The sequence below is a fragment of the Hassallia byssoidea VB512170 genome, assembly GCF_000817785.2.
Classification (GTDB): domain Bacteria; phylum Cyanobacteriota; class Cyanobacteriia; order Cyanobacteriales; family Nostocaceae; genus Hassallia; species Hassallia carrinoi.
Genome location: NZ_JTCM02000023.1, coordinates 69,192 through 76,644 on the forward strand (window position 1 = coordinate 69,192; position 7,453 = coordinate 76,644).

At 43.2% G+C, this 7,453-nt stretch carries 6 protein-coding genes; 2 read left to right on the forward strand and 4 right to left on the reverse strand.

All coding sequences use genetic code 11. From position 1 onward, the window contains the following. Nucleotides 1–18 precede the first annotated feature (18 nt). From murJ to PI95_RS13060, 4 genes are all read right to left on the reverse strand, one after another. Entirely contained in the window at nt 19–1,638 is a 1,620-nt protein-coding gene (gene murJ / locus PI95_RS13045) for a murein biosynthesis integral membrane protein MurJ (protein WP_039742872.1), read from the reverse strand. Nucleotides 1,639–1,644: 6 nt separating this feature from the next. Further along, nucleotides 1,645–1,890, reverse strand: coding sequence for a hypothetical protein (locus tag PI95_RS13050; RefSeq protein ID WP_163518848.1), 246 nt, complete (start codon nt 1,888–1,890; stop codon nt 1,645–1,647). Continuing rightward, nucleotides 1,856–2,362 carry a pentapeptide repeat-containing protein gene (locus tag PI95_RS13055; protein ID WP_039742870.1) on the reverse strand — a complete coding sequence of 169 codons (507 nt, stop codon included), beginning with the start codon at nt 2,360–2,362 and terminating at the stop codon, nt 1,856–1,858. The genes PI95_RS13050 and PI95_RS13055 overlap by 35 nt, the downstream gene beginning before the upstream one ends. Before the next feature lie 120 nt (nt 2,363–2,482). Beyond that, nucleotides 2,483–3,952 (reverse strand): LCP family glycopolymer transferase, encoded by a 1,470-nt coding sequence (locus PI95_RS13060; RefSeq protein ID WP_039742868.1) that lies wholly within the window; start codon nt 3,950–3,952, stop codon nt 2,483–2,485. Between the two features lie 116 nt (nt 3,953–4,068). Between PI95_RS13060 and PI95_RS13065 the strand changes: the two genes are divergently transcribed. Beyond that, nucleotides 4,069–5,133, forward strand: a complete 1,065-nt coding sequence (locus PI95_RS13065) for a mannose-1-phosphate guanylyltransferase (RefSeq protein WP_039742866.1) — start codon at nt 4,069–4,071, stop codon at nt 5,131–5,133. A gap of 460 nt (nt 5,134–5,593) precedes the next feature. Further along, nucleotides 5,594–7,240 carry an ABC1 kinase family protein gene (locus tag PI95_RS13070; protein WP_039742864.1) on the forward strand — a complete coding sequence of 549 codons (1,647 nt, stop codon included), beginning with the start codon at nt 5,594–5,596 and terminating at the stop codon, nt 7,238–7,240. The last annotated feature ends 213 nt before the right edge of the window (nt 7,241–7,453 follow it).

The following is a 7,453-nucleotide window of genomic DNA, read 5'->3' on the forward strand; positions in this document are numbered from 1 at the left end:
AACCAACCTTACTCTTCACTATTTCTTCAAAAACCGCTGACTCAGACGAGAGACAAAAACATTCACCTCTGGTAATCTGATCCATGAGGCAATGACACCAAAAATGGCAATTCCCACTACACCAGATACAGACAACTCAAGCAGCAAAATCAGCAAACCCTCTTTACCTAAAAAGTGCTGACACACTTCTAGATTTGCAAAGCTGGCTATTCCACCTATTATGCTAGCGGCAATTAAACCTAAAAACGGTAAACTCCACTCGCGCAAAGGTAAACCATTTAACCTGCGATTAAGTAAAAATAACAGCATTAATACTGAACTGCAATTTACAGTTACAGTTGCTAAAACCAAGCCAGAAGCGCCAAAAGGTTTAATTAAAAGGTAATCAAATACAGCGTTAAAGAAGATATTAATCATACTGATGCGAAAAGGTGTATCGCCATCACCTAAGGCATAAAACACCCGCACCAAAACATCACGTCCCAAATAAACAAACATGCCAATTCCGTTAGCAATTAGCAGCGAAGACACTAGCGCTGAGTCTCTTTCCTCAAAAGCACCGTGTTCGTAAACTATGCGGACAATCGGCACAGAAAGCGTTATCATCAACGCACCCAAGGGCAGCATGGTAAAGGCTGAAAGTAATAAACCTTGGCGAATGCGTAATTTTAACTCATCCCAATTATTCGGGTCAGCAAGTCGGGCAAACATCGGTAATAAAGGAACCAAAATCATGTTAGAAATGATTCCTAAAGGAGTTTGCACCAGTAATGAGGCATTATTTAAAGCAGCAGCAACCCCGATAGTGGGAATCAAAGATGCGAAAAACAAATCTGTGTAGAGGTTGATTTGCAGCATCCCAGAGGAAAAGGTAGCAGGTCCCATGATTTTCAGAACATCTCTTACCCCAGGCTGATTAAAATCAAATCGCAACCGCAATGTACCCAAACCAGACTTTGCTTGCACGATTACCTGCACCAACCATTGCAAAACTGCCCCGGCTAAAACTCCTCCTGCCAAAACAATTCCGCCCAATTTGGCATATTCAAGACTGCTTATTTTTTCTTCACCCAATTGCAGATAAAGGACACCCAGACCAACAATAACTGTAATGCTGGAAAATAACGGACTGATGGAAGGTAGCCAGAATTGATTTGCAGCGTTGAGAACTCCAAAGCCAATACCAATCAGTCCGGCTAAGAGTGCGATTGGTGCCATGATTTGAAGTTGTAAAATAGCGATCGCTCTCACTAAATCTTTGTGTCCCAGTCTTAAACCAGGTGCAAAGATGTCAATCATCTGCGGCGCAAAAATTACCACAAAAATCGCCACTACTAGCAGCATACCACCGATCAGCGTCGTTATCGTTTCCACTAAAGGAGCCGCTTCTTCTTTCCTACGTTTGGATAAAACGCTGACAACCGCACTATAAAATGGTCCGTTAATCCCCCCTAACAATATCAACAGAAACCCAGGAATCGTATAAGCGTAGTTAAAAGCATCAGCAGCCGGTCCCAAACCAAAAGCCGCAGCGATCGCTTGCTGACGTACTAAACCAAAGACTTTACTAATTAACGTTGCAGCTGCGACAATGCCAGCTATTCCAACCAGAGAACGAGAAGTTTTTTCTTGTGCCACGAATTATTATTGACAACTCAAGCGATAGCGTATCTCTTGAATATTTAACCCCAAATTCGATAGTCTGTCAGGCAAATTTTGAAAATGGGGAATGGGTAATGGGGTAATGGGTAATGGGTAATTGGTAATTGGTAATTGGTACTCCCCCATCCCCCCCATCCCCCTTGTCCCCCTTGTCCCCCTTGTCCCCCACACCACGCTTCCCCTACTCCCCCCTTTACCGACACCCCAAACTCTCTCTTGTGGAAACACCTGTAACTGGATTGATGCCCGATGCGCGATCGCACAATAATGACACTTGATAGCGGTCAATCAAAGCATCGGTAAAATCAGCACCTGTAATATCCGCATCATAAAAGCGGCTACTTGTCAAGGTCGCTTGTGTAAAAATCGCATTTTTCAAATTTGCCCCATCCATAGTTACGCGGTCAACTAAAGCATCTGAAAGATTTGCACCTTCTAAATTCGCTCTTAGTAAAACTCCCTTGGTGAGAATTGCATTAGTTAAATTGCTCCCTTGGAAATTTGCCCCGCGCATTTCCGCTGCCACAAAAGTTACACCCGTCAAATCAATGTTAGAAAAATCACGGTTTTCTAAACTCATATTGCTGTAGTTGATTGTATTTACTTGAGCAAAAGCCGGATGCGGATTAAGTATTATCCACAAAGCAGCTAGTAGCAAAGTTACAATCAAACTCAAAAAGCGAAGCAAAATCTTTTTCATAAGTTTGTTGGTTGTTGGTTGTTAGTTGTTATTTGTTAGTTGTTAGTTGTTAGTTGTTCTACTACCCGCTAACTCCTAACTCCTAACTCCTAACTCCTAACTCCTAACTCCTACTTTGTTCTACTTCCAATCCTTACCAATACGAATTGTTAAGTCAGATTCGAGGTCGCCGGTAGAGGAGACTTCGATATTACCTAAGCCTAAAATATTTTGTAGGTCAATTCCTGCTTGGCGGTTTCCTTTTTGGACAACAATCTGAGTTTGGCGCTGGGTATCGGGCCAATCAGCTGTTGTGTTAATTTTTGTAAAGCCTTTTTGTTTGAGATATTTGATAACTTTTTCAGTTAGCTGAGGTTGATTAGAAGCATTTTGAATAGTAATTTTGAGGTTCTGGACTGGTCGGACATCTGGCTTAATACCAGTCAGATTCACCCCAACATAATCATTCAATAATCTTTGTTGTCCGGTCATATCCAGCCAATAGCTATTTGGGTCTTGGCTTAAACGGCTGAAAATACCTGGCAACATCGTCATTTGGAAATTATCTCGCTCCACATTGACGGAGAAGTTGACCAGCGCCATCATTTCTTCCATTTTCAGGTTGGTATCAAAATACTTCCGCATCATCCGGGTTAATTGCGGCAACCTGGGTACAACAGTGGGGTTATTGAGACGATTGACTAATCCTGCCAACAGTGCTTGCTGGCGCTGTACTCTCGGCAAATCTCCCATCCCTGGATCGCGGTATCGAGCAAATTCTTCTGCTTGTTCGCCGTTGAGGGTTTGCCAGCCTCTAACTAAAGATGTTTGACCAGAGGAGTCTTGGTATTCCATCGAACTAGGAACGTAGACCTCGACGCCACCCAATTGATCTACCAACTGGCGTAAGCCGCTGGTGGAGATGCGAATATAGCGATCGATAGGCGCATTATTCAAGGTACGACTGACTACCCGTGCTGCCAAGACGGGACCACCTTGAGCGTTAGCATCGGATACTTTGGTCAATCCCTTTTCCGGAATTGAGATCATCGTATCTCTGGGAATTGAAAGTACCCGAATCGATTTGTCGCTGGGGTTTAACCGTACCAGCAGCATTGTATCGCTTTTGCCTGCAAAGCTTTCTGGTGAACCATCTACGGTACCTTGAGTTGGTTCAATGCCCATGATTAAAATATTCATCGGGCGGGAAAGCTGATATTGAGAGAGTCTGTCTGCCAACTCTCCCGGCATTGGCATTTTTTGCGGATCTTTACCGGCGAGAAGTTCTTCATCGGTTCGATCCAAATCGCTCCATAGTGGAGTCCATAGCGCCAATGTGGAAACGAGCAAACCAGATAAGACGATGCCTAAAACTGCTGTGAGTATCCACAACAACCAGCGAGGCATACTTAAACCCAAGCGATCGTAAAGCTCGTTGGGGATGGAACTTACCGATTCGACAACGCTACGGTTCGCTATCGGCTCTTTTAGCTCGATTTCATCCTGTAGATCAGGTATAAGCTGATTTTCTGGCAGTTCTACCTGATTTTCCGGCAGTTCTACTTGATGCGGCGTTACTTGATTTTCTGAAAATTGTACTTGTTTTATCACGATTATCTCCCCACTCAACCACTCCCTAAACGTATGTTAATCCAAGCTACAAAACTTGCCAGTGGAAATCGTCACAGTACACTTGTAATGTTCGTTGCTTAGGTTTGTATGACATAATGAATACTCCATTTTTCCCCGTAATTCTTGCAGGTGGTAAAGGTGAACGTTTTTGGCCTTTGAGTCGCGCTTTGCGACCAAAGCAATTTTTAAGTCTCGATGGTAGCTCTAGAAGTCTTCTACAAGCAACTGCCGATCGCCTGCTACAAATTGCTGACGGTTGGGAGAATTTGTGGGTAATAACTTCTAGTCAGATAGAGAGAGGAGTCCGAGAACAACTACCATCACTGCCATCTGTAAATTTACTTGTCGAGTCACAGGGAAGGGACACTGCCGCAGCTGTCGCTTGGGCAAGTTTGGAAATTAAAAAGCGTTACGGAGAAGAGGCTATTATCGGCTTTTTCCCTGCTGACCACTGGATTGCTGACCAAGAAGCGTTTGCACGTACTTTAAGTGCTGCTACTCAACTTGCGGCAAGCTCAGAAGCGATTGTCACATTGGGGATCAAGCCTACTTTTGCATCAACTGGCTATGGCTACATCGAAGAAGGCGAAAAGATTGGTAGCTTTGATGAGTTGCCTTTCTTTCACGTTAATCGCTTTACTGAAAAGCCTGACCGAGAAACGGCAGAAAAGTTTCTTTCTACAGGAAAATTTAGCTGGAATAGCGGTATGTTTATTTTTCGTGCGGGGGTTGTTCTCAAAGAACTGCATACCCACGCTCCGGAAATTATTGAACCGCTAGAACAACAGGGTGCTGATATTTATCCGCAGTTGCCTAAAAAGAGTATAGACTATGCCCTAATGGAAAAAACAAGTATAGCCTATGTATTGCCAGTTGAATTTGGTTGGGATGATTTAGGTGATTGGAATGCGATCGAACGTTTACTTAAAAAAGAAGACAATCCCAATGTGGAACTAGCTACCCATGTAGGGCTAGATACCCAAGGTGCAGTTATTTACGCTACCGATCCAGAAGATGTAATTGTGACTATTGGTTTAGAGGATGTGGTGATTGTGCGCGATCGCAACGTCACCCTCATTGTCAAAAAAGACCGTACCCAAGAAATCAAGCAAATCCTCAAAACCTTACAGAGCGATTCCCGATTTACCGAACTCTTGTAAAAGTTAAAACCCTTGGCAGAGGCGGAAAATGTAGCATCTCCATTATAACTTGAATATCTGTTATTTTTTCTAACATTTATGCAAGCCTATAGCCTTGAACCTCTAGCCAAAACAATGGCAATAAACTCAATTATTGCTAACAAAAATTATACTTCTCCTCACAAAGGATTTTTTCATCCCCATCGTCTATTACACGGTGGGGATTCCTGCTCAGATTAAGTCAAAACAATGCTTACCAATCAAACTTAAACAAAAACTCTAAAATCATATGTATAAAGATTTAAAGACTGTACCAAGGCAAGCAAAATAACAACGGTATCAAACAATTGTTATCCCCTGCTACTTACCTCTTTAACTTCTGCTTTATTCTTTCTTCTCCTGTCGGAGACGCTACTTTGAACGCGTTCTTCGTGTCTAGTCTTCGACAAGCTACTTCGTATCTTCGCGGTTCGTTAAAATTATGTTCCTCACTCAAACTGTTCCCCGTCAAAGAGATATTGTTGAAGTCCTATTCCGCAACGGCTGGGACTACATGCGAAGGGTACTCACCGGTGCGAAAGCCGATGATCCACAGCTACCCCCACCGGCAGTATTGAAAAACATCCTGGTGGATTTGGGACCAGTTTATGTCAAACTAGGTCAGCTACTTTCTACCCGTCCAGACTTACTTAGCGGACCCTATATTGATGAATTATCAACGCTACAAGATGAAGTCCCAGCAGTTCCTTGGGCAGATATTGAAGTACTGATTCGCAAGCAATTGAAACGTCCTTTAGAAGAAACTTTCGCCATCATTAATCCTGTACCGGTGGCAGCAGGCTCAATTGCTCAAACCCATCGAGCAACACTAGCAGATGGTCGAGAAGTAGCGCTAAAAGTGCAACGTCCGGGAATAGATTTAACGGTTGCTCAAGATATCGCTTTAATTCAAGGAATTGCCGATTTAGTTGCTCGAACTGAATTTGGGCAAAACTATGAAATTAAAGCGATCGCCGAAGAATTTACCAAAGCGTTAGAAGCTGAGTTAGATTTTACACGCGAAGCCGGTTACACCGATCAATTGCGGCGCAATTTATCTGAGAGTAAATGGTACGATCCCAGTCAAATAGTAGTTGCTGAAATTTATTGGGATTTAACTACAGAAAAATTGATGGTGATGGAGTGGCTCGACGGAGTACCGCTTCTGTCATCGAAATTTAACAAACTGGAAAATGCTGAAGAACTTGCCGCAGAACGCCAAGCAATTACAACTTTGTTATTTCGCGTTTTCTTTCAACAACTATATATAGATGGATTTTTTCACGCCGATCCGCATCCAGGAAATTTATTTTATTTGCGAGATGGTCGGGTTGCCCTTTTAGACTGTGGCATGGTGGGAAGACTCGATCCCCGCACTCAGCAAATATTAACAGAAATGTTGTTGGCGATCGTTGATTTAGATGCTCAAAGGTGCGCTCAGTTAACTTTGCAGCTTGCGGATTCACGTCAACCAGTGATTTTAGCGCGTCTGGAAAATGACTACGATCGCATGTTGCGGAAATATCACAACATGAACTTGTCAGAAATCAACTTCAGTCAAATAATTTATGAAGTTCTGCAAGTTGCCCGCAATAATAAAATCCGTTTGCCGAGCAATATGGGTTTATATGCGAAAACTCTAGCGAATTTAGAGGGTGTAGCGCGGGGATTCAACCCAGAACTTAATTTTATTGATGAAATTAAGCCATTACTGACAGACTTGTTTAGACGACAGTTGTTTGGTGATAGTCCGGTGCGATCGCTTTTAAGAACAGCGCTGGATCTCAAAAGTCTCTCCTTACAATCTCCCCGGCAAATTGAGTTGCTACTAGACCGAGTGACATCAGAAACCTTACAGTGGAATTTATCGCTACGCGGTTTAGATGGTTTGCGTCGCACTCTCGATGATGCCGCAAATCGCCTATCTTTTAGCATTTTGGTTGGTTCGCTAATAATGGGAGCCGCAATTATTTCCAGCAACCCGCGATCGGATCAGTTATCGTTTTTGAACAACGTACTATTTGCCGCGGCGAGTTTGTTAGGTTTGTGGTTAATTATTAGTATCTTGCGATCGGGTCGTTTACGTTAAGCGGTAGAGACGTTCCACCAAAACGTCTGTACGAAAAGCGCGCAATTATACCAATTTCCGGAAATCATGATACATATATCATCGGTTGTAGGGGAGCCAGCCACGTGCGGGGGTTCCCCTTGGACTGAACCCGGACAAAAATGGACAGGCTTCATCCTTTGTGACTCGCTATCGTGTTGAGGATCTTTAAAACAAGCCTGTCCATTTTTGTCT